Source organism: Paenibacillus graminis (assembly GCF_000758705.1).
In the GTDB taxonomy this organism is placed as follows: domain Bacteria; phylum Bacillota; class Bacilli; order Paenibacillales; family Paenibacillaceae; genus Paenibacillus_AQ; species Paenibacillus_AQ graminis.
In genome coordinates, this window is record NZ_CP009287.1 from 36826 (window position 1) to 56768 (window position 19943).

General features: G+C 51.7%; 18 protein-coding genes. 17 read left to right on the top strand and 1 reads right to left on the bottom strand.

Translation table 11 applies throughout. The annotated features are described in order from the left end of the window. Positions 1-163 precede the first annotated feature (163 nt). From spoVG to PGRAT_RS00190, 3 genes are all read left to right on the top strand, one after another. Positions 164-451: a septation regulator SpoVG gene (gene spoVG / locus PGRAT_RS00180; RefSeq protein ID WP_020425826.1), complete on the top strand. Its 288-nt coding sequence runs from the start codon at positions 164-166 to the stop codon at positions 449-451. 166 nt (positions 452-617) lie between these two features. Then, the gene (gene glmU, locus PGRAT_RS00185; protein ID WP_025705057.1) at positions 618-2018 is read left to right on the top strand and encodes a bifunctional UDP-N-acetylglucosamine diphosphorylase/glucosamine-1-phosphate N-acetyltransferase GlmU; all 1401 of its coding nucleotides are present in this window, start codon (positions 618-620) and stop codon (positions 2016-2018) included. Between the two features lie 89 nt (positions 2019-2107). Further along, positions 2108-3061, top strand: coding sequence for a ribose-phosphate diphosphokinase (locus tag PGRAT_RS00190; protein WP_020425824.1), 954 nt, complete (start codon positions 2108-2110; stop codon positions 3059-3061). A 181-nt stretch (positions 3062-3242) separates the two neighbouring features. Here PGRAT_RS00190 and PGRAT_RS00195 read toward each other — a convergent pair whose 3' ends face one another. Continuing rightward, complete coding sequence (locus tag PGRAT_RS00195; RefSeq protein ID WP_025705058.1) at positions 3243-3443, bottom strand: hypothetical protein; 201 nt, start codon at positions 3441-3443, stop codon at positions 3243-3245. A gap of 90 nt (positions 3444-3533) precedes the next feature. Between PGRAT_RS00195 and pth the strand changes: the two genes are divergently transcribed. The 14 genes from pth to spoIIE all read left to right on the top strand — a co-directional run bounded on the left by pth (position 3534) and on the right by spoIIE (position 19633). Then, on the top strand, positions 3534-4094 hold the full coding sequence (pth, locus tag PGRAT_RS00200) for an aminoacyl-tRNA hydrolase (protein ID WP_025705059.1): 561 nt from the start codon (positions 3534-3536) through the stop codon (positions 4092-4094). 89 nt (positions 4095-4183) lie between these two features. Further along, positions 4184-4414, top strand: a complete 231-nt coding sequence (locus PGRAT_RS00205) for an anti-sigma-F factor Fin family protein (protein WP_025705060.1) — start codon at positions 4184-4186, stop codon at positions 4412-4414. A 136-nt stretch (positions 4415-4550) separates the two neighbouring features. Further along, on the top strand, positions 4551-8075 hold the full coding sequence (gene mfd / locus PGRAT_RS00210) for a transcription-repair coupling factor (RefSeq protein WP_025705061.1): 3525 nt from the start codon (positions 4551-4553) through the stop codon (positions 8073-8075). Then, positions 8062-9126, top strand: coding sequence for a peptidylprolyl isomerase (locus tag PGRAT_RS00215; RefSeq protein ID WP_025705062.1), 1065 nt, complete (start codon positions 8062-8064; stop codon positions 9124-9126). The genes mfd and PGRAT_RS00215 overlap by 14 nt, the downstream gene beginning before the upstream one ends. Before the next feature lie 259 nt (positions 9127-9385). Next, positions 9386-9928 (top strand): stage V sporulation protein T, encoded by a 543-nt coding sequence (gene spoVT / locus PGRAT_RS00220; protein ID WP_025705542.1) that lies wholly within the window; start codon positions 9386-9388, stop codon positions 9926-9928. 145 nt (positions 9929-10073) lie between these two features. Next, positions 10074-11750 carry a putative polysaccharide biosynthesis protein gene (locus PGRAT_RS00225; protein ID WP_042265811.1) on the top strand — a complete coding sequence of 559 codons (1677 nt, stop codon included), beginning with the start codon at positions 10074-10076 and terminating at the stop codon, positions 11748-11750. Positions 11751-11872: 122 nt separating this feature from the next. Next, positions 11873-13372 (top strand): bifunctional methyltransferase/pyrophosphohydrolase YabN, encoded by a 1500-nt coding sequence (gene yabN / locus PGRAT_RS00230; RefSeq protein ID WP_025706251.1) that lies wholly within the window; start codon positions 11873-11875, stop codon positions 13370-13372. Positions 13373-13925: 553 nt separating this feature from the next. Next, entirely contained in the window at positions 13926-14198 is a 273-nt protein-coding gene (locus PGRAT_RS00235; protein WP_025706252.1) for an HU family DNA-binding protein, read from the top strand. Next, positions 14198-14476: an RNA-binding S4 domain-containing protein gene (locus PGRAT_RS00240; RefSeq protein WP_019914474.1), complete on the top strand. Its 279-nt coding sequence runs from the start codon at positions 14198-14200 to the stop codon at positions 14474-14476. Before PGRAT_RS00235 ends, PGRAT_RS00240 begins: the two co-directional genes overlap by 1 nt. 132 nt (positions 14477-14608) lie before the next feature. Continuing rightward, complete coding sequence (gene yabP / locus PGRAT_RS00245; RefSeq protein ID WP_020425550.1) at positions 14609-14893, top strand: sporulation protein YabP; 285 nt, start codon at positions 14609-14611, stop codon at positions 14891-14893. Further along, the gene (yabQ, locus tag PGRAT_RS00250; RefSeq protein ID WP_025706253.1) at positions 14890-15453 is read left to right on the top strand and encodes a spore cortex biosynthesis protein YabQ; all 564 of its coding nucleotides are present in this window, start codon (positions 14890-14892) and stop codon (positions 15451-15453) included. The genes yabP and yabQ overlap by 4 nt, the downstream gene beginning before the upstream one ends. Positions 15454-15475: 22 nt before the next feature. Continuing rightward, on the top strand, positions 15476-15811 hold the full coding sequence (locus tag PGRAT_RS00255) for an FtsB family cell division protein (protein ID WP_025706254.1): 336 nt from the start codon (positions 15476-15478) through the stop codon (positions 15809-15811). Between the two features lie 124 nt (positions 15812-15935). Next, complete coding sequence (locus PGRAT_RS00260; protein WP_020425553.1) at positions 15936-16436, top strand: S1 domain-containing RNA-binding protein; 501 nt, start codon at positions 15936-15938, stop codon at positions 16434-16436. Between the two features lie 689 nt (positions 16437-17125). Then, positions 17126-19633, top strand: a complete 2508-nt coding sequence (gene spoIIE / locus PGRAT_RS00265) for a stage II sporulation protein E (RefSeq protein WP_025706255.1) — start codon at positions 17126-17128, stop codon at positions 19631-19633. The last annotated feature ends 310 nt before the right edge of the window (positions 19634-19943 follow it).

Below are 19943 nucleotides of genomic sequence, written 5' to 3' on the forward strand. Positions count from 1 at the left end.
TGTGAGGAAAACACAGAGAACTTCACGAAATGTGTCGAAAACGATGGAACGGCAAAAATAATCTTCTTAATCAGCCATTTTTTGGAATCCAAAAGAAGGAATTCGCTTTGCTGTGTGGAATTATACACCAAGTCTCTGATGGAAAAAGGTGGTGAACACACACATGCAAATTACGGATGTCAGACTCCGCCGCGTCAACTCTGAGGGGAGAATGAAAGCAATCGCATCCATTACAATCGATAACGAGTTTGTTGTTCATGACATTCGCGTCATCGATGGTAATAACGGGATGTTCGTTGCAATGCCCAGCAAGCGTACACCGGATGGGGAATTCCGCGATATCGCACACCCGATTTCTTCGGGAACACGCGAGAAGATTCAATCTGCGGTTCTGGCCGAGTATGATCGCGCCGCTACTGAAGAAGAAGAGGTCATTGAAGAGGGAGCCTAAGGGCCGACTCTGAAGGACGGCTGCCCTCGTTTCGGGCGGCTTGAGGCCATGCCGTTTTTTATTGGGGTTCGAAGAAAAGGGAACCATGCCTGCATGGTTCTCTTTTCTTTTTCCCCGGAATGAGATATATTCAGTAGTGAGCTAAAGAAGTAGGAGGTTGGCATTCTTGAAAAGAATGGCTGTTGTACTTGCTGCAGGTCAAGGCAAGCGCATGAAATCTAAATTATACAAAGTGCTGCACCCCGTCTGCGGCAAACCGATGGTCGGGCATGTACTTGATACAGTAAAAGCGACCGGATGCCAGCGCACTGTTGTAGTTGTAGGTCATGGCGCAGAGAAAGTGAAGGCTTATGTAGGCCAGGACGCGGAATATGTGCTTCAGGAAACACAGCTCGGTACAGGCCATGCCGTAAAGCAGGCTAAAGACCTTCTGGGCGGTGAAGCAGGCACAACGGTTGTGATATGCGGCGATACACCGCTCGTTACCGCAGAAACGCTGGAAGGCCTTATGGCATTGCATGAGGGCCAGAAAGCGGCTGCAACCGTACTTACGGCGGTCATGGAGCAACCTGCAGGTTATGGAAGAATTATCCGCGGCGATGATGGCGGCGTACAGAAGATCGTGGAACAGAAGGACTGTACTCCTGAGGAAGCTGCTGTGAACGAGATCAATACAGGAACTTATTGTTTTGATAACGCCAAGCTGTTTGCAGCTCTGGAAAAGGTCACGAACAGCAACAACCAGCAGGAATATTATTTGACCGATGTTATCGGCATACTCCGGGCACAGGGGGATATCGTTCTGGGATATCAGGCTCATGATGCTGCGGAGTCTATTGGCGTTAATGACCGTTTGGCCTTGTCGGAGGCGGAGAACTTGATGCGCCAGCGCATCAACCGCGAACATATGCTGAATGGTGTAACTATTATCGACCCTGCTTCCACCTATATCGCAGCTGATGTGGTGATTGGAGCAGACACTACACTCTATCCGGGAACTGTCCTGAAAGGAAAGACCGTAATCGGAGAAGATTGCCTCATCGGGCCTTCCAGCGAGATTGAGGATAGTGTGATCATGAACGGTGCTGAAGTGAAGCACTCCGTGCTGAATCAGGCACAGGTTGGTGCGCGAACCTCGGTTGGGCCTTTTGCCTATTTGCGTCCAGGCGCTGTGCTTGGCGAAGAGGTCAAAATCGGCGATTTCGTCGAAATCAAAAATGCCAGCATTGGCGATGGCTCCAAAGTATCGCACTTAAGTTATGTTGGCGATGCAACAGTTGGCAAGAATGTTAATGTGGGCTGCGGTGCAATTACCGTCAATTATGACGGCTATAATAAATCCAGAACCGAGATTGGCGATGATGCCTTTATCGGCAGCAATGTCAACCTTGTCGCTCCGGTTACTGTGGGCAAAGGCGCCTTTGTCGTTGCAGGTTCGACTATCACACGTTCAGTTTCGGAGAATGATCTGGCCATTGCCAGAGTAAGGCAGGAAAACAAGCCAGGGTATGCTGAGAAGATCCGTACCCGGGCCAAAGCAAAGAAAGACCAGTCGAGTCCATCGTAGAGCGCCAGAAGCCAAAGCGCCGGACGGACCCGCAAATCCGCGCCGGCGCATCTTGGAAGTTAAATTCCGTCACGGAGGGTTTATATTTTATGACTTATTGTGATTCCAAACTCAAGATTTTTACCTGCAACTCCAATCCCAAGCTGGCTAGTCAAATCGCTGATTATATCGGTATTCCTATGGGTGAGTCCCATACCACCAGCTTCAGCGACGGGGAAATCCAGGTTAAGCTCTCAGAGAGCGTCCGTGGCTGCCATGTATACATTGTGCAGTCCACCTGTGGTCCGGTAAATGATAACCTTATGGAGCTTCTGGTTATGGTAGATGCGCTCAAGCGTGCCTCCGCGAAGAGCATCAATGTGGTTATTCCGTATTACGGGTATGCTCGCCAAGACCGCAAGGCCCGTTCCCGCGATCCAATTACGGCCAAGCTGGTAGCGAATCTGATTGAAAAAGCAGGGGCACACCGCGTCATTACTATGGACCTTCACGCGATGCAGATTCAAGGCTTCTTCGATATTCCGGTGGATCATCTGCTGGGTGTTCCGATTCTGGCCCAATATTTCCGCTCCAAGCAGATTCAGAACCCTGTGGTCGTGTCTCCTGACCATGGCGGCGTTGTGCGGGCAAGAAAGCTGGCTGATTTCCTCAATGCACCGCTGGCGATTATCGACAAACGCCGTCCGGAGCCGAATGTCAGTGAAGTCATGAACATCATCGGTAACATCGAGGGCAAAACAGCGATTCTGATTGATGATATCATCGACACAGCCGGAACCATCGTGCTCGGAGCCAATGCTCTGATGGAAGGCGGGGTGAAGGAAGTGTACGCCTGCTGTACCCATCCTGTATTGTCCGGCCCTGCGCATGAACGTCTGGAAAACTCTCCAATCAAAGAAATTATCGTGACGGATACCATTCCAATTCGCAGCAACAATCCAACTTCCAAGTTGAAGGTTTTATCCGTAGCTCCACTCATGGGCGAGGCTATTATCCGGGTTCATGAAGAGCTGTCAATCAGCAAATTGTTCGAGATCGAATAGACTGCCGGATATCAAGTAGAAACGGACTCGCCGTTATCTATAAGAGGCGGCTTCCGGTTTAGCGGGAAATATAAGGATGATTGATGGAGTGAAAACCTATAGATCCTTATATTTAGAAAAAAAGGGTTACACCTTTCGCGAGGAAGATGTAACCCTTGTCGGCGTAATACAGCGCCGTTTTTTAGTACCCTGGACGCGAGATGAAGGTGAACAGGCTGCGGTTATACAGGGTTCCCTGCAGCTCGACAAAGCCTTCATCCACGGCTGTCACCATACCGATGTCAACATGCACGCTGCCTCTATATACCTCAACAGGTACAGCATTCTGGATATGGTACTGAAAGTGGCGCAGAAGTGTTAAGATTTCGCCTTGTTGTAGCATGGTTCATCACCTGTCTTCGGAATATACAGTTATTGTACCAAAAACGCAACGTCTCTGCCGAGGAGACAAGCGTGGAAAGGATAGCTCCTCATGAAATGGATTGTTGGACTCGGAAATCCCGGACCGCAGTATGCCAAGACGAAGCATAATGTCGGCTTTATGGCTTTGGACGAATTGGCAGCCAGACATGGCATAGTGTTTAATCAGAACAAATGCAAGTCTGTTATCGGTGAAGGTATGATTGACGGGGTTAAGACCGTCCTCATCAAACCGATGACATTTATGAATCTTTCCGGGGAAGCTGTCCGTGCCTATATGGATTATTACAAAGTACAGCTTGAAGATATGATTGTCGTATATGATGATTTGGATACGGAATTGGGAAAAATCCGGCTGCGCTACCAAGGAAGCGCCGGAGGCCATAACGGAATCAAATCGATCATACAGCATACCGGTACCCAAATTTTCAACCGTGTGCGGATGGGAATATCCCGCCCCGAACCCGGATTTGCCATCGTTGACTACGTGCTCTCCACCTTTCCCAAGAAGGATGGAGATAAACTGGAGAAGATGATTCAAGATACCGGTTCAGCGTTAGAGTTCAGTCTGAAGCATACGTTTGAGCAGACTATGGCCAAATTCAACGGCTAAATTGCAAGATGCCGCAACATCCCCTTAAGGCTAAAGCCAAGTCACGCGGGGCATACTGAAGGTATATACTATCTTCAGGAGGCATATAGATGGCAATAAACTACGTATGCAGGCACTGCCGGACTTTTCTGGGAAGCATTCAGAAAAGTGATGTTACAGAAATGCAGTTGGGCCTTCATTCCTTGACCCCTGCGGAGCGCAGAGATATCATAGCGTATGATTCAGACGGCGAGATTACGGTAAAGGTGACTTGCGGTTACTGCAAGGAAGCCTTGGATAATAACCCTGAGCTCAGTCTGCTGGCCAGTCCGCTTCAGTAAAGTGGGAAGCGGCAGTCTCTATTGTCTTCCGCAAGCCTTGGCCTTATCGCTAAGGCTTGTTTTCGATTCTAATTATAATAGGTGGCATCTGCTCTTTGGGGCAGTGCCAGCCTGTTTAGTAAGAGAGGTGCGCCTGTTGTTACAAGGTATTATAGAAGCTTTTTCCAAAGATCCCGATTTTCAGTCGGTTACCCGCGGTATTGCTGCAGGGATGAAGGAACAGCTCATCTCGGGATTATCCGGTTCGGCCAGACAAATTATGCTGGCGGCGCTTCATGAAGAAACGGGACGTCCGCTGCTTGTAGTGACTCATAATATGTTCTCAGCCCAGAAGATGGCCGAGGATTTACAGGAAGCGCTTTCTCCAGATCGCGTACTGCTCTATCCCGCCAACGAGCTGGTTGCCGCTGAGGCAGCGGTCTCCAGCCCTGAGACACTGGCTCAGCGGATTGATGTGCTGACCAAGTGCGCCCAAGGCTTCCGTGGCGTAGTCGTAGTTCCCTACTCCGGCGTTCGCCGCCTGCTTCCTTCCCCTCATGTGATGGCTGGCGCTGAACTGACCATTTCGCAGGATGGAACGCTCGTGCTTGATGATTTCCTGATGTCCATGATCGAAATGGGCTACGAACGGGTTGAACGGGTAGAGAACCGCGGCGAACTCAGCGTACGGGGCGGTATTATTGATTTCTTCCCCATGACTTCTCCCCTGGCCTACCGGGTGGAGCTGTTTGATGATGAGGTGGACTCGATCCGTACCTTCGATCCGCAGGACCAGCGCTCCATCGACAAGGTGCGCAGCGTGAAGATCACACCTGCCAAAGAGATTATTGCCGATCAGATGCGCCAGGATTCAGCTTCTACAGAAGCAGCGGCAATGTTGGAACGGCAGCTCGAAAAGATGACCGACCGCCAGGCCAAGCTGCGCTTGCGCGAGGAAATGGGGCGGGAGCTGGAAATGCTCCGCCAAGGCACTTATTTTCCGGAAATCTATAAATATATCAGCCTTTTATATCCTGAACGCACCCATCTATACGATTACATGGCACAGGATACGCTTCTGGTGCTCGATGAACCGGCCCGGTTGCTGGAAACCGCGAAGCAGCTTGAGCGGGATGAGTCCGAATGGAACCTGCATCTGCTGCAGAACGGAAAAACACTGCCTGACCTGCAGCTTTCTGTCGAGAGTGATGCCGTTATGTATCAGCGGCCGTTCCAGAGCCTGTTCATGTCGATTTTCCTGCGCCAGGTTCCGCATATCCAGCCCCAGAATATTCTGGGCTTCATCAGCCGGGGCATGCAGGACTTCCATGGCCAGATGAATGTGCTGAAATCGGAGATGGAGCGCTGGCACAAATCAGGCGTAAAGGTCATTATGCTGGCCAATGGGGAAGAACGGATGGAGCGGGTCCGCAGGGTTCTGTATGATTACGGGATTGAGGAACCTACGATCCTGCAAGGGAATCTGGGCTCCGGATTTGAACTGCCCTCTATACATCTTGCGGTTATTACTGAAGGAGAAATGTTCTCCCAGAAGCAGCGCAAGGCACGCAAAGTATCCAAAGGCATCGATAATGCTGAACGGATCAAAAGCTACACTGAGCTGAAGATCGGTGATTATGTCGTTCACCAGAATCACGGGATCGGCAAATATATGGGGATCGGGACGCTGGAAGTCAGCGGAATTCACCGTGATTATATGCATATTCTGTATGCCGGAGGCGACAAACTCTCCGTACCCATCGACCAAATTGATCTGATTCAAAAATATGTAGGCTCGGAAGACAAAGAGCCGAAAGTTTACAAGCTTGGCGGCAATGAATGGACAAGGGTTACTAGCAAGGTGCGTTCTTCAGTGCAGGATATCGCCGACGATCTTATCAAGCTCTATGCCGAGCGCCAAAGCGCACTGGGCTATGGTTTTGAGAAGGATACCCAGGAGCAGCGGGAATTCGAAGAGATGTTCCCCTACGAGGAGACGCGCGATCAGCTGCGGGCGATTGAGGAAATCAAAAAGGACATGGAGCAGAACCGGCCAATGGACCGGCTGCTGTGCGGTGACGTTGGTTACGGCAAGACTGAGGTGGCGATCCGTGCCGCTTTTAAATCGGCGATTGAAGGCAAACAGGTTGCGGTACTGGTGCCAACGACTATTTTGGCCCAGCAGCATTATGAGACCTTCCGCGAGCGTTTTGCCAACTATCCGCTTAACATCCAGGTACTCAGCAGATTCCGCAGCCGCAAGGAGCAGAACGAGACGATTAAAGGGGTTCGCCAAGGCACGGTAGATGTAGTTATTGGCACACACAGGCTGCTCTCGCAGGATATGGTCTTTAAGGATCTGGGACTACTGATCGTGGATGAGGAGCAGCGTTTTGGTGTCACCCATAAGGAGAAGCTTAAGAAACTGAAGACAAATGTCGATGTGCTGACGCTTACGGCGACACCTATTCCCCGTACCCTGCATATGTCAATGCTCGGTGTGCGGGACTTGTCCGTTATTGAGACGCCGCCGGAGAACCGTTTTCCTGTACAGACGTATGTGGTGGAACACAGCCAGACGCTTATCCGTGAGGCGGTGGAACGCGAACTGGCCCGGGGTGGACAGGTCTATTATCTCTATAACCGTGTCCAGGGAATCCAGGAAATGGCCGCGCAGATCTCCATGCTCGTTCCCGAAGCCCGGGTCGGCATCGGCCATGGCCAAATGTCGGAGTCAGAGCTGGAGAAGACCATTCTTGACTTTCTGGATGGGGAGTATGACGTGCTGGTCAGCACGAGCATCATCGAGACCGGAGTGGATATTCCCAACGTCAACACCCTGATTGTCCATGATGCCGATAAAATGGGATTGTCCCAGCTGTACCAGCTGCGCGGGCGGGTAGGCCGCTCCAACCGGATTGCCTATGCCTATTTTACTTACCAGCGCGACAAGGTGCTTACTGAGGTAGCCGAAAAACGCCTGCAGTCGATCAAGGAATTCACAGAGCTGGGTTCAGGCTTCAAAATCGCTATGCGCGACCTCTCCATTCGCGGAGCGGGCAATTTGCTTGGCGCCGAACAGCATGGGTTCATTGCCTCTGTCGGGTTTGACCTCTATTCGCAGATGCTTGCGGAGGAGATCCGCAAACGCAAAGTCAGTGTGCTCGGCGAGGAAGACACGTCTCTTAAGCAAGGCAATACGGTCATTGATTTGTCGATTGATGCTTATCTGCCATCTGAATATATTTACGACAGCATTCAAAAAATTGAGATATATAAAAAGGTTGCCGCTGTGGCTACGCTTGAGGATGCCGCTGAGCTGGAAGATGAGCTGCTGGACCGCTTCGGAGAACTGCCAGAAGCTGTAGTCAACCTGTTGTCCGTTGCCCGCCTGAAGGTGTACGGCAAGCTTTACGGCATGGAATCGATGGTCCGGCGGGGCGATGAAGTTTCGCTCAACTTCCATGAAGGCAGCACCGGTGCTTTTGACACGGCGAAGCTTGCTAAAGTTGGAAATAGCTTTGAAAGACGTGTACAATTTGATAGGGACGCCAAAGCAACCATCCGCGTGAAATCGAAGGACCTGGGGGATAAGGAGCTGCTTGACTTGCTGGAACAGTTCCTGGCGGCGGCCAAACAGTCTTTAAAATCGAAGGGAGAACTACACAATGTCATCAAATAAAACAAAATCATGGAAAGTGCTGCTCGTTTCACTGGCGGCGGCAGTTTCCTTCTCCATGCTGGCAGCCTGCAGCAACAACAATAGCAGCAATGGCGCTGGGGATAACAGCAAAGCTGTAGCCACCTACAAAGGCGGCACCATAACCGAAAATGAATTTGATATGGATACACGGGTGATGAAGCTCCTGTCGCCGCAGCAGGCTGCGTACTTAGAAATTGACGCCTTCAAGGAGTCCATTCTGAAGCAGGAGGTCGCTTTCGAATATCTTGCCGGCAAAGCGACAGATGCTGCGAAGAAGGAAGCCGAGAAGCAAGCGGATCAACAAGTGAACTCCATCAAGACTGGCCTTGGTGACACTTACGAAAGTACCCTTAAGCAAGCCAGTTTGACTGAAGGCGATATCCGTTCCTATATGCTGCGTGTGCTTACCGTGTATCAGGATATGCTGCTTAAGGTAAAAGACGACCAGGTAAAGACTGAATTTGAAAAGACTAAAGGCGACTTCACCGTAGCTACGCTTCGTCATGTGCTGATCGGTCTGAAGGATGCTGCAGGCAAGGAACGCACCGATGCAGACGCCTTGAAGCTGGCGAAGGAAGTCAAGGCGAAGCTGGATGGCGGGGCGGATTTTGCCGCAACAGCCAAAGAATATTCCGACGATACGGGGTCCAAGGATGCCGGCGGCGAAATTAAGGACAAGGCGCTTGGAGGCTACGTGGAGGAATTCAAGCAGGCAGCCCAGACCCTGCCGCTGAACACGATCAGCGATCCCGTCAAAACAACCTTTGGTTATCACATTATAAAAGTGGAATCCCGTACAGAGACAACCTTCGACAAGCTGACCGCTGAGCAGAAGGAAACCATTAAGGGATCACTCGCGTCCCAGGGATTGGAATCGTTCCTCGAAAAGGATCTAGGGTCGCTTGATGTTAAAATCAATCTGCCGAAGAGCTCTGCGCCTGCTGGTAAATCAGGAACATCCAATGGCGGAACTGAGCCTACAACCGCACCAAGCGCTGAAGCTCCGGCTGTTACGGCAGCACCTAAATAACAGCATTTATTCTATACCTGGACAGCCCCGCGCTATAAGCGCGGGGCTGTTTGGGGTTCATAATTTTAGAGTTTATGGATATTGGCGGCGGATGTTTTTGCATTCGCCGAAACTTTTATATACATGCCGGAGGATGTATAAGGAACTGGGAAGAGATGAATACTATGGTCAGATATTACGATAAATCACTGGGATTATCCTTTCCCATAATGGACAGTAGTTGGACCAAACTTCTTATGAAAGCGGGGCAACATGTGAAATGAAAGCTACTGGAATTGTACGACGTATTGATGACCTCGGACGAGTAGTTATTCCCAAAGAAATCCGGCGCACTTTGCGTATCCGTGAAGGCGATCCACTGGAGATCTTCGTGGACCGTGACGGTGAAGTCATTCTGAAAAAGTACTCCCCGATTGGCGAGCTGGGGGATTTTGCCAAGGAATATGCAGAGTCTCTTTTTGAAGGAACAGGCCATATTACCATGATCACCGACAGAGACAGCTTCATTGCTCTGGCCGGAGGTTCTAAAAAGGATTATCTGGAGAAGCAGGTAGGTGTACTTCTTGAGAAAGTCATGGAAAACCGCAAGACGGTGCTTGAGACAAATGCAGGCAGCTATGACATCGGTAAAGACCACCCCGAAACCGTATCCTCCTATGTGGCTGCTCCCATTATTTCGGGTGGGGACCCCATCGGCTGTGTGGTCTTGCTGAATAAGGATGACTCGGTAAAAATGGCGCAGATGGAAGTGAAAATGGCCGAGACGGCCGCAGCATTCCTGGGCAAACAAATGGAGCAGTAAACGCCGGGACCCTAAGGCCCCGCCTACCTTTTGAGCAATACAGGCAAAAGGAACGGCGGGGTTTTTGTCGTCCGGCGTCCATATGCGTTATAATATAGAAATTCATCCCATCATAGCAGTTGTAGCTGTAGAAGCAGGTATATGTATGAAACTTAAGTCGCAAGGCTCCAAGCTGCTGCAAGGAGCGTTTATTCTTAGTGCTGCAGCCATCCTTTCCAAGCTGATTGGCACCCTCCAGAAAATTCCGCTGCAGAATCTGGGCGGAGATGCCGTATTCGGCATCTATAACACCGTATATCCGCTGTATACGATGCTGGTAACCGTGGCAATGCTGGGACTGCCGTCCGCCGTTTCGAAATTTGTGGCGGAGGCCTCAGCAGGAAGAGCGGAGCACGAAGGTCACCGGATTCTGAAGCTGTCCGCTATTCTGACCGCTTCCAGCGGCGTGCTGATCGGAATTCTTGTCTATGCGGGCGCACCCATGATATCGGTATGGGTTGGCAATTCGCATGTTACCCCTGCGCTGCGCAGCAGTGCGTGGGGGCTGGCGGTTGTACCGCTTATGGCTGCGCTGCGCGGTTACTTTCAAGGCTTGCATAACATGGTGCCTACTGCCGTTTCCCAGGTTGCCGAGCAGACGGTGCGTGTGGCGGTTATGATTGCTCTCCTGCTCTATCTGACTTCTATCCATGCAGATGCTGCAGGCATTGCTGCCGGCGCTCTGCTGGGGTCAGCCGGCGGTGGTGTGGCAGGTCTGCTGATTATGCTGCTGTATCTGCGGCGGCACCGCCGCCGCCAGGCGGAGCCTGAGCTTGCCGCTGCCTCGGAGACAGCAGGGGTAACGACATGGACGAAAGAGCAAAGAGAGCTTGCCCTAGAGAACCGAAGGGAACGTATAAGAATCGGGCAGCTGCTGGCTTACGGGCTTCCCGTCATGCTGGGGGCTTTGGCTGTGCCGCTCATCGGACTGGTAGATGTGTTCACGGTGCCCCGCCTGCTGTCCTCCGGCGGGAGTGAGGCAGCAGCGATGGCGCAGTTCGGGATCTACAACCGCGGCCTGCCGCTGGTACAGATCGTCACGATGCTGGCAACTTCGCTCTCCGTTGTCTTCATCCCGGCACTCGCCGAAGCCAAGTACCGGGGCGACCTTGGGCTGATCCAGACCCGCTGCAGCCTCTCGCTGCGCTGGTTCTGGCTGCTGGGCCTGGCCGCCTCCGCAGGCCTGGCTGTGCTTGCGGAGCCGGTCAACATCGCGCTCTACGGCGACGCTTCCGGCAGCAGCACGATGATCTGGCTGGCCTTCACCGCCGCAGGCGGTACGGTCAGCATCATCTCGGCCGCGCTGCTGCAGGGCCTCGGCGCCGTGCGTGCGCCGGCGCTGCACCTCCTGGCCGCCGCGCTGCTCAAGGCGGCCCTCAACCTGCTGCTCGTGCCGCAGCAGGGCATTACCGGCGCGGCCATCGCCAGTGTGGCCGCCCACGGGTTCGCAGCAGCGCTGAACGTGCTGCTGCTGCACCGCCAAGGCTATCTGCGGCTGCGCTTCGCAGATGCCGTGCTGCGGCCTGCGCTGCTGCTGGCCGGCCTGGCCCTGGCCGCCGCCGCCGTGAGCTACGGCGCCGGCGCGGCAGCCGATGCCGCGGGCCTTGGCGGCAGCCGCACCGCGGCCCTGGCGCAGAGCCTGCTCGGCGTGCTTGCAGGCTGTGTTGTCTTCGCCATTGGCGCGGTAGCCCTGCGCCTGCTCAGCGAGAACGAACTGCGCCAGCTGCCGGGCTTCGGTCCGGGGCTGGCGGACAAGCTGAAAAAGCTGCGGCTGTTCCCGTAAAAACCAGCCGCCAGGCTGCGTATGGCTTGGGTCAGATCTTCCGCATTTTCCCGTGAATCAGCAGTACATAAAGCGGTCGCCCGCTAAGAGGGCCGCGGCCGCCTGGAAGGAGTAGAAATCGTATGAGTGCAACACTAACAGTAGTCGGGCTGGGCTCGGGGAACCCCGACCGGCTGACGCTGGGAATTATCAAAAAGCTGAAAGCGGCATCTGCCGTTTACGTCCGGACCGCTGAGCATCCGGTGATGAAGGCTCTGGAAGAGCTTGAGATTGCTTCACAGTCCTTTGACTACCTGTATGAATCGCTGTCTTCCTTTCCCGAAGTATATGAAGCGATCACGGCAAAATTAATCGAGAAAGCGGCCTTTTTGACGGCTGGATCGGAAATTGTCTATGCTGTTCCGGGACATCCCATGGTTGCCGAATCAGCCGTTTCCTTGCTGCGGGGGCGCTGCCCCGAAGCGGGAATCAAGCTGGAGATTCTCGGCGGCGAGAGCTTCCTGGATGAGGCTTTTGTGCGTCTTGGCTTTGATCCGATCGAGGGCTTTCAGCTTCTGGATGCTTCCGGCATCCGCAGCTCCCAGCTTCAGCCCGAGCTGCATACGCTGATCGGCCAGGTGTATGACAGTTTTACCGCATCCGAGACCAAGCTCTGCCTGATGGAGCTATATCCGCCGGAGTATGAAGTCATTGTAGGCCATGCGCTTGGGGTGGAGGGCGAAGAGAAGATTGACCGCGTACCGCTCTTCGAGCTGGACCGGCTGACCGGTTATGGTAATCTGTCACTGGTCTACGTTCCCGCGAACCGTGCAGAGACTGCAAGACGGCGCAGCTTTGCCCGCCTGCATGAAATTGTTGATATTCTGCGCAGTCCGGAGGGCTGCCCCTGGGACCGGGAACAGACCCATGAATCCCTCCGCAAGAATCTCATAGAGGAAACCTATGAAGTGCTTGAAACGATCGATGAGGATGATCCGGATCATATGAAGGAAGAGCTTGGCGACCTGCTGCTTCAGATTATGCTCCATGCCCAGATGGAAGAGGAGCTTGGAACCTTTAATGTCTACGACGTCATTGAAGGTCTGAATGACAAGCTGATCTTCCGCCATCCGCATGTATTCGGGGACACCGAAGCCGGCAATGCCGAAGAGGCGCTTATGAACTGGGAGGGAATGAAGGCTGAAGAGAAGCGGCGCAAGGGGCTGAAACCAGAAGCCGAGTCTGCGCTCAGCGGAGTGCCCCGTGACCTTCCGGCGCTGATGAAGGCTTATAAGCTGCAGAAAAAGGCTTCCAAGGTAGGTTTCGATTGGGATAATGTAAGCGACGTTCTGGCCAAAATCCGCGAGGAGGCAGACGAGCTGCAGGAAGCGATCGAGAACGGTGCGTCAGCGGAGGAGCAGATGCTGGAGCTGGGGGATCTGTTGTTTGCAGCAACCAATGCCGCCCGTTTTATTGATGCCGATCCGGAAGAGGCGCTTACCCGCACCAACCGCAAGTTTGTCTCCCGGTTTCAATATATCGAGCAGAGGCTGCGGAGCCAGGGGACAAGAGTTCAGGACAGCAGTCTGGAACAGATGGAAGCTCTCTGGGAGGAAGCCAAATTAGAGGAGCGGAAGCTGTAGAGACAGCAGTACGTTGCACACCCGGTGGCTGGTTCAAGCTATATAAATTGAACTTGAAATATTATAATTAGGGAGAAGTGGCGGAGGAGAAGTTTGGAACTGTAGGAGCGGTAGCGTCCGCCTTTGTCTGCAGATTTCCACCGTTAATAACGGTATACAATCAAGAAATCTGTAGACAACAGCGGCCGGAAGTCCAAACATTCTCTGGAGTCACGACTACCCCAAAATCGAAAAATCATAAGTTCAGTTTATATAGCAGGAAGAAAATTTAATAGAGCTCCTGTTCATCTGGTATAGCGGGCCTGCAAAGCGGCAATGCTGTGAATGCGCCGGAATCTCTGATTTAAACTGCAAAGAGTAGTTTATAGTTTTATAGTGCCCTAAGTCTGATTTTCCGGTGAGGGCCTGTTTTTTTAAAAAAATCGGCGATTCATGGCAGGAATTCGGGTTGGCATCAAGAATATCATAAAGACGAAATGACGATTGCGGCAGAACCCCTGCGGTACTATCGCGTTTCATTTATTTTTTTGTATCCTAGGAGGAACTTCAAATTATGAACAAGACAGATTTGGTTAACAACATTTCCGAAAAAAGCGGATTGGCAAAAAAAGATGTAGAAGCCGTATTGAACGGAGTGCTGGGTGAAATTACCGATGCATTGGCACAAGGCGACAAAGTGCAGCTTATCGGATTCGGCACTTTTGAAACCCGCAAACGTTCCGGCCGCTCGGGCCGCAACCCGCAAACGGGCACACCGATTGAGATTCCTGAATCCACTGTACCGGCCTTCAAGGCTGGCAACAAGCTTAAAGAAGCCGTTAACTAATGCGTCTTGATAAATTCCTGAAAGTTTCCCGTTTGATCAAGCGCCGCACAGTGGCCAAGGATGTGTCCGAACAAGGCCGGGTACTGATCAACGGGCGGGAATCGAAGCCAAGCAGCACGGTAAAGATCGGTGACGAGATTACCGTACAATTCGGTCAAAAGCTTGTAACGGTCAAAGTGGAAAAGCTGGTCGAGACGACCCGCAAGGACGAGGCCGCCGGCATGTATACACTGCTCCGTGAAGAGCCTGTTGCCAAAAGCAGCGGTCTGGACTGGTAAACGGATCTGTAAGATTACTGAGAAAAGCGCAGTTCTGCATTTATGTAGAGCTTGCGCTTTTTTTGCTGCTGCGTCTGTTCTATAATCGATCCCTTCCCCATAGATTAGAAGCAAGAAGGAGGGGTACATGCTATGATCGAGCCAGCAAAGGTCAATAAACAGCACGATTTGCACATGCACAGCCGCAAGCAGCTTGAACTTACCGGTGTGCAGAATGTGGAAAGCTTCGACAGCGAAGAGTTTTTGCTCCGTACGGAACTTGGCCATCTCACCATTCGCGGGAATCATTTACATATCAAGAATTTAAGTCTGGAGAATGGCTTATTGTCCCTGGAAGGCAATGTGCATTCCCTGATTTATCTGGATCCCGGAGCGCAAGGCAAAAATAAGGGAATACTCGGCAAGCTGTTCAAATGAATCCAGCGGTTCAATGGGTGACCCTGTTCTATATGCTGCTGGCCGGTACAGCCATGGGACTGGCCTATGACAGCTACCGGGTGCTGTCGCTGAAATTGAGCTTTCCCAAATGGTTGAATGCGCTGCTGGATTTGCTGTACTGGCTCTGGGCAGCGCTGCTGGTCTTTCGCATGCTTTATGCCGGAAATCAGGGAGAATTGAGGTTTTATGTCTTCGTAGGGCTGTTTCTAGGCGTATGGATCTATTTTTTAATCTTCAGTGTTACGGTGCGGAGATTTGTGGTAATGTTAATTCAGTCGGTTCAGTATACGTGCAGACTGCTGTGGAAAGTTATAGAAGTGCTGATTGGTGTTCCACTGCGCTGGTTATGGCGCCTCTTGAGAGGCATAATCCGGCTGCTGGGCGTTATCCTTTTATTTATTCTTAAGCTGCTGCTGCGTCTAACGAAGCCGATTTGGGTATTTCCTGTAAGGTGGATCTCACCTCATGCTTCCCGGCTCTATCACAGCGCTTGGATCACGAGATTCACGGCATGGATACACACCAGACGGAAACACTGATTTTGTATTGGAGGTACGCTGCATGAACAGATTCTCTGCGGAAGAGAAGGAGAATAACCACAAAGCTTCGGCCGCAGGTGCGAAGAGAAGAAGAGTCATATGGACACTCGTCGTCGCGGTGTTTTTCGGCTGGGCCGGTTATATTTTCTTTGCCCAGAGTGCGGTGATTGCGGATAAGAGTGGACGGCTCGCCCAGAAACAGGAGAGCCATGAGAAGGTTACGACTTCCCTGAATCAACTGAAATATGAAGTCTCCCGCCTGAAAGATGATGAGTATATCGGACAATTAGCGCGCAAATGGTACAATATGTATCCGCCAGGCGAAACACCTATTCGTACAGAGCAATCAGGGGAATAAAGCAGGCTAAAAGGGGCTTTCGCTGTGTTGCCTTGATTTGTTCTTTACTGTATAATCAAATCACCGCAGACTGGATGGACTTTATATTCGTCTGTATATTTTTAAGGGAGGATCATTTTATTCTATGGCAATTGAAGTGGGCACCAAGTTAGAGGGCAAGGTGACAGGCATCACGCATTTCGGAGCATTTGTGGATCTGTCAGGAGGTGTCACAGGTCTCGTTCACATCTCGGAAATCGCCGATAACTACGTCAAGGATGTTAACGATCATTTGAAGATTGCTGATGTGGTAACCGTCAAAGTGATTAATGTTGACAAGGACGGCAAGATCGGACTTTCCATCAAGCAGGCCGTAGATAAGCCGGCATCGGAAGTACGTCCCCCCAGAGCTCCAAGACCTGAACGTCCAAGCGGTGGAGACCGTTTCGGCGGCGGTGGCGGCAGTGGTGGAGGCGGCGGTGGTTATAATCGTGAACGGGGAGGGCGTCCATTCAAGCCTGCAGCCGGTAAACCTTCATTCGAGGATAAAATGTCACGCTTCCTGAAAGACAGCGAAGAACGGATATCTTCGATCAAGAAGAACACAGAAGGAAAGCGTGGAGGCCGTGGAGCCAAGCGCGTATAATTTGAATACCTGCACATCATTAATAACCGCCGGGGGCAGAGTGCCCTTTGCGGTTTTTTTGTGTTACAGGGAATTATGTGCAGTTAGTTGGAAAAAGGAAACTTATTTTTCCTGCAAATCAACGATTGGGAGATTTAAGTGGAAAATGGAATCTTAACTGGGTGATATTATCGTTTCAGGAGCACAACGAGCTGAAATAGTGATCTTTTTTTCCAGCATAGGCCTCGGAGGGCAGTGTTCTCAAGCAAATTAGTGATCCTATTTCACTTGGAATTGCCGCAGGAAACATGGAGTGTGTCCTCAAGGCAAAGCTAAATTGAAATCGAAACTGTGTTAAATAGGGAAGAACGGGTCAGCCGTTTTGTTCTGCCATCGCTCAGCACTCCCTTTGTGGCGGTTTTTTTTGTCGGCAGCAAACAAATTGCCGACAGCATCCTAGCCATTTTCACATAACTCCAGAGCAATCGCTGACGAATGACTGCAGCCGCAAGGCATGTAAAAGTGGGAATGGTTTCCATAAAAACCACCAACCGGCTGTCCCGCAAGGGCTGCGCAGGCTTTTCCACGGAATGTCGGGACAGGCTTTTTTGTCGGAAATTTCTTGCAGCCTGCTCTCTGTTTCTGACAAACTTTCTTAAGACCCCCGCTATATAATGAGAACCATAAATTCTAAAGCGGGTGGTGTAGGAATGAGTAAAAGCAATGTGGTGAATTTGCCGGAGTGGACAAGAGCTGGAAGCAATGACAAGGGTCAGAAGGATAGCTGGGGTGAACGTGCTAAAGCGTGGAGTCTGAAGCAGCCGGTGATCCAGCTTTTCATAGTGAAAAAATGGACGCTGCTGCTAAGTCTTATGGGCTTTCTGCTGGGCCGTGCGATGATACTGGACGAGCTGTCCCCCTTTGCAGCAGCTTATTTTGCCGTTATTGTATTTATGCGCAGAGACTCCATATTGCCTGTGGCCGCCGCAATCATCTTTGGCAGCCTGTTCACTCCATTTCCCGGTGCCGTGATGGTTGCCGCCGAACTTATTATCTTTTTCCTGATCTATAAAGGGCTGGAGAACTTTCAAAAAGTAGAACTTTCTTACGCACCGCTGATGGTGTTTGTCTCTTCTTTTATGGTGGGTTTATTCAGAATTGTGATGGGACCTTCGATTACATGGTATTCGCTGATGATGATAACGCTTGATGCCCTGCTCGGATTTGTGCTCACACTTGTATTTTTGCAGGCGCTTCCGATCTTTACCTATAAGCAGAAAAGCAGGGCGCTGCGCAATGATGAAGTGCTATGTCTGATTATTTTGCTGGCTTCGGTAATGACCGGCCTTGTCGGCTGGAGTGTCAATGGGCTGTCACTTGAGCATATTCTATCCCGTTTTTTGATTTTGATTTTTGCCTTGGCAGGAGGCGCTCCGCTCGGTGCAGCCGTCGGTGTGGTGACCGGACTGATTCTCAGCCTCGCGGATATCGGGGCCATCTATCAGATGAGCCTCCTTGCTTTTTCCGGAATGCTGGCAGGCATGATGCAATCTGGACGCAAAGGCGCGGTATCCATCGGAATGCTGCTGGGGTCAACGATTCTGTCCGTCTATTTTCTGGGTCCGGGTGATGTGATGGCCTCCACTTGGGAAACCTGCGCAGCCGTAGTGTTGTTTCTTCTTACACCTAAAGGGATGATTTCTGCCATTGCTAAGTATGTGCCGGGCACCCCTGACCACAGCCGCACACAGCATGAATATGCCAGAAGAGTCAGGGATATTACAGCAGACCGGGTCACCCAGTTCTCCCAGGTGTTCCGGCAGCTGTCGAGCAGCTTCGGCCAGATTCCCCGTGCCGGAGAAGCGGGCAAGTCGGACCGTGAAATGGAGGATTTTATGAATACTGTGACGGAAGGAGCCTGCTCGGGCTGCATCCGGCGCACCCATTGCTGGGACGCTAAGTTCTATCAGACTTACCGATATATGACCGATATGATGACAACTGTGGAGGAATGCCCGAATATCACCGCTGCCCAGCTTCCGCCGGAATGGAGCCGGATCTGCGGCAAAACTGGGGAAGTGCTGGAAGTGATGAAAGGCCAATATGAGTTATACCAGCATGATATGCGCTGGAAGAGACAAATATACGACAGCCGCCAATTTGTTGCCGAGCAGCTGTCAGGGGTTTCCCAGGTAATGGAAGACCTGGCCAATGAGATCAAGCGTGAAGGCCAGGCGATGTACCGTCAGGAGGGCCAGATCCGTGAGGCGCTGGAGAAGCTGGGCTTGTCCATCCACAGTATTGAAATCCTGAGTCTGGACCCGGGGCGGGTAGAGATTGAAGTGGTTCATGCCTATACCCGCGGCTTCGACGAATGCCGCAAGATGATTGCTCCGCTGCTCTCTGACATTCTCGAAGAGAATATTGCCGTGGTGACCGAAACGGCAGTTCATCCCCGGGAGGGACTGTCGATGGTGACCTTCGGCTCAGCCAAAGCCTATGAGGTCAATACCGGAGTCGCCGGGGCAGCCAAAGGCGGGGATATGCTGTCCGGAGACAGCTTCAGTACCGTTGAACTTGGCAACGGAACCTTTGCGGTTTCCATTAGTGACGGAATGGGCAATGGAGAGCGGGCCCGCATGGAGAGCAGCGCGGCGCTGGGAATGCTCGAAAAGCTGCTGCAGTCCGGAATGGACGAGAAACTGGCTGTTAAATCCGTCAATTCCATTCTGCTCCTGCGCTCTCCAGACGAATTCTATGCGACGGTGGATATGGCGCTGATCGACCAGTATTCGGCACAGACCACATTTATGAAAATTGCCTCGGCTCCCAGCTTCATCCGGCGCGGCAGCGAGGTTATTCCGGTCACGGCCAGCAATCTGCCCATTGGAATCATCAAGGAGATAGAGGTTGATCTCGTCAGCATGCAGCTGCGTCCAGGCGATATTCTCATCATGATGACCGATGGTATTTACGATGCACCCGGATATGCCGTTAATAAAGAGATATGGATGAAACGATTAATCCAGGAGCTTGAGGGTGATGATCCCCAGGAACTGGCGGATAACCTGCTGGAGAAGGTTATCCGGTATCAGGGCAATGAGATACATGATGACATGACGATCGTGGTCAGCCGTCTGGATCACTTTCATCCGGAATGGTCCAGCCTGCATTTGCCCGGTATTGGGCGGATGGAGCGCCCGCGCACCGTGAGCTAATCTATCATTTAACTGACGCTGCTGTCTGCAGCTATAGCCGCCGGGGGAATCTCTGCCTCCCCAGGCTATAATAACGAATTTCTGCATCCGCATTATCTAGGAGGCGATAAAACACCCCTAAGCGTTCTTTTTATCTCTCTTCTGTTTCATAGGCCGCTGATTCAGCGGTGCTGCTTTCAGATTGAAAACATAATGTGAATTAAAGGAACGGAGAGGAGGTTTGGAACTGGCTTAATTTATTCTGAAATTCCCGCAAAGCGGCGTTTGAAATCTCTCTACCTTGGATATGCTAGAAACATATACAAGGAAG